Annotated in this window: 2 protein-coding genes; both read right to left on the bottom strand. The window is 67.1% G+C overall.

What is annotated here, in order from left to right; translation table 11 throughout:
- Positions 1-441, bottom strand: a 441-nt coding sequence (locus tag AC1DWI_RS19215) for a cyanophycin synthetase family protein (protein WP_477725471.1), incomplete at its 3' end; no start/stop codon positions are given.
- Positions 441-2,648 (bottom strand): cyanophycin synthetase, encoded by a 2,208-nt coding sequence (locus tag AC1DWI_RS19210; RefSeq protein WP_477725472.1) that lies wholly within the window; start codon positions 2,646-2,648, stop codon positions 441-443. The genes AC1DWI_RS19210 and AC1DWI_RS19215, both read right to left, overlap by 1 nt.
- Positions 2,649-2,678: the final 30 nt, after the last annotated feature.

The following is a 2,678-nucleotide window of genomic DNA, read 5'->3' as shown; positions in this document are numbered from 1 at the left end:
GCGTTCGTCTTCGTCGAGCGCGCGCAGTTGGGCAATCGCGGCGTCCAGGTCAAACGCGGTGTCGCGCAGGGCGGCGTGGATCAATGCTTGCGCCAGCTCAAACGCCAGCCGGCCGACGGTTTCTTCGCTGTACTCGACCACGACCTGGTAGGTGCCGGCTTCAACAGTAGAGGCGGTATGGCTGAAGGTGAGGGGGCAACCGGCAGCCGTCTGCAGCGCCAGCGCGGCGGCTTCAAGCACATGGGCCAGTGAGACGGGGCCTGCGTGGCCGGTCTGCCGGAAGGCGCCCATCTCGGGGAACAGCGAGCGCACGCGCGGCTCAAAGCCTGGCAGACCCGTGATATTGCACTCCACCGCAGTGCAGGCAACGATGGCTTCGAGCGCTGTGTGGCGGCTCCAGAGGTTGGGCCCGCGCAGGGCCCGGATACGGGACACTTCCATTACTCGGCACTCCCGGCGGTTTTAGGGGTGGTTTCAAAGGCTTCCATGCCGGCGCCTATCAAATTGAGGGGGATGCCCAGCGCCCAGGCGGCGCCCACGGCGGCCAGCAGTCCACCCTCGGACAGTCCACGGCGTTCGCGCCAGGCGGCAAGCTTGCCGAGGCCCGGCAAAAAAGCCTCGCTGGCGCCGGTGGCCAGCACGACCTGGTCCTGGCGCAGGTAGAGCGCACGGCCGCCTTTGGCGCAATGCGCCGCAATGGCCGGGGTCTCGGGGTCGGTGCTGTAGAAAATGACTTCGCCGTCGCAAAGCTCCTGCATTTCGGCGATGCGGTGATCTGCGGCATTGAGCACGGCGGCGCCGCCGGGCAGCACCACATCGACCTGCGAGCGCATCACCTTGTACATCTGGTCGGCTTCGGTGATGTCGAATTCAGCCAGGCCTTCGGCGCCGCCCAGGTCCGTGACGACACCCACCTGGCATTTGTCATAGGGCAGGCCGGTGAGCAGGATGGTGCCGGCGCCGTTTTCAAACACCGCTGCCTGCACGGCGCGGTTGATCAGCAGGCGCTGGCCGGCTTCCCAGTTGGCGCAGTTGGATGCGTCCACACAGCGCTGGTCCAGGAACAACCCACCCTGGCAGGCCAGGCCGGTGTGCCGGCCCGACAGGTGCAGCAGCCAGGCCACCAGACGCGCCACGCGCTGGTTGTCGCTGGAGCCGGCAATGCCGACGATGGGAATGCGGCCGTCAGGGCTGTCGGAGTCGGTGGCGGGGAAAAGGTGGTCGCAGATGGCACGGCCCACCGGGCGCGGCGCGCCTTCGGCCGGTTTGAGGTGCATGAGGAGGCCTGGGCCGGCGTTCACTTCAACGATGGCGCCGCCTTGCTCGTGCAACGGGCGCGAGATGTCTTGCGCCACCACATCGACCCCGGCGATGTCCAGGCCCACCACGCGCGCGGCCAGCGACACGATGTGATCAACGTCAGGATGAACCTGGTCGGTGCAGTCGATGGCYACATTGCCGTTGCGCTGGATCAGCACCTCGCGGCCAACGGCCGGTATGGCTTCGGGGCTCAGGCCCTGGCGCTGCAGATCAAGAATGATGGCGCCGTCGCTGGCGGTGTTGATGCGGCCCAGCGGGAAGTCTTCACCGACGCCGCGGCGCGGGTCGGTGTTGAGCTGTGCGTCTACCAACTGTGAGACGGTGGAGGTGCCGTCGCCGGTGACCCAGGCGGCTTCGCCGCGCGCGGCGGCGACCACACGGCCGCCGACCACCAGCAGGCGGTGCTCGTTGCCGCGCACAAAACGCTCGACCATGACTTCGCTGCCATGCCGTGCCGCAACTTCAAACGCGCCTTCGACTTCTGCCCGTGTTTTGAGGTCCAGCGACACGCCACGGCCATGGTTGCCGTCGGACGGCTTGACGACGACCGGCAGGCCGATGTCTTCGGCCGCTTCCCAGGCTTCTTCGGCTGTGGCGACGATCTGGCCTTCAGGTACCGGCACGCCGCAGGTGGCCAGCAGGCTTTTGGTGAGGTCCTTGTCGTGGGCGATGCCTTCGGCGATGGCGCTGGTGAGGTCGGTTTCGGCCGTCCAGATGCGGCGCTGGCTGGCGCCGTAACCCAGTTGCACCAGGTTGCCGTCGTTCAGCCGGATATGGGGAATGCGGCGGTCGGTGGCCGCGGCCACGATGGAGGCCGTGCTGGGGCCGAGATAGCAGTCGTCCACCTTGGTCCGGATTTTCTCGACGGCAGACTGCACGCCGGCCTGGCCGTAGTCTGTGCCGTTGATGGCGGCCATCAACAGGCGGTGGCCTTCGGCCAGCGCGGTGCGGGCCACCTGCTCGTCGCGGGCACGGAACACCATGCGGTAAACGCCGCGCTGGGAGGTGCTGCGCGTCTGGCCGAAGCCGGTCGGCATGTCGGAAAGGTTSAGCAGCTCGATKACCACRTGCTCCAKCACATGGCCGGMCCAGGTGCCTTCSAKCAGGCGCTGGATGAAGCCGCCGCGCTCGCCSACGCCGCAGTGGTGTTCGACGAGGGCCGGCAACAGGGCGACCAGGCGGTCATTGAAGCCCGGCAACAGGTTGGAGGGGAAGTCTTCGAGGCTGCCGAGGTCCAGCCAGACTTCCAGCACGGGCCGATAGGTCCAGATGTTGGGACCGCGCAGGTAGTTGATGCGCAGCAGCTTGATGTCGTCCTGTGGGCTCATTTTTCRCAAAATTGTCGGCAGGGTTGGGCC

Source organism: Polaromonas sp. P3_C2 (genome assembly GCF_056402675.1).
Note: the sequence above shows the minus strand (reverse complement) of the source record. Positions and strands in the feature narration are given on the sequence as shown.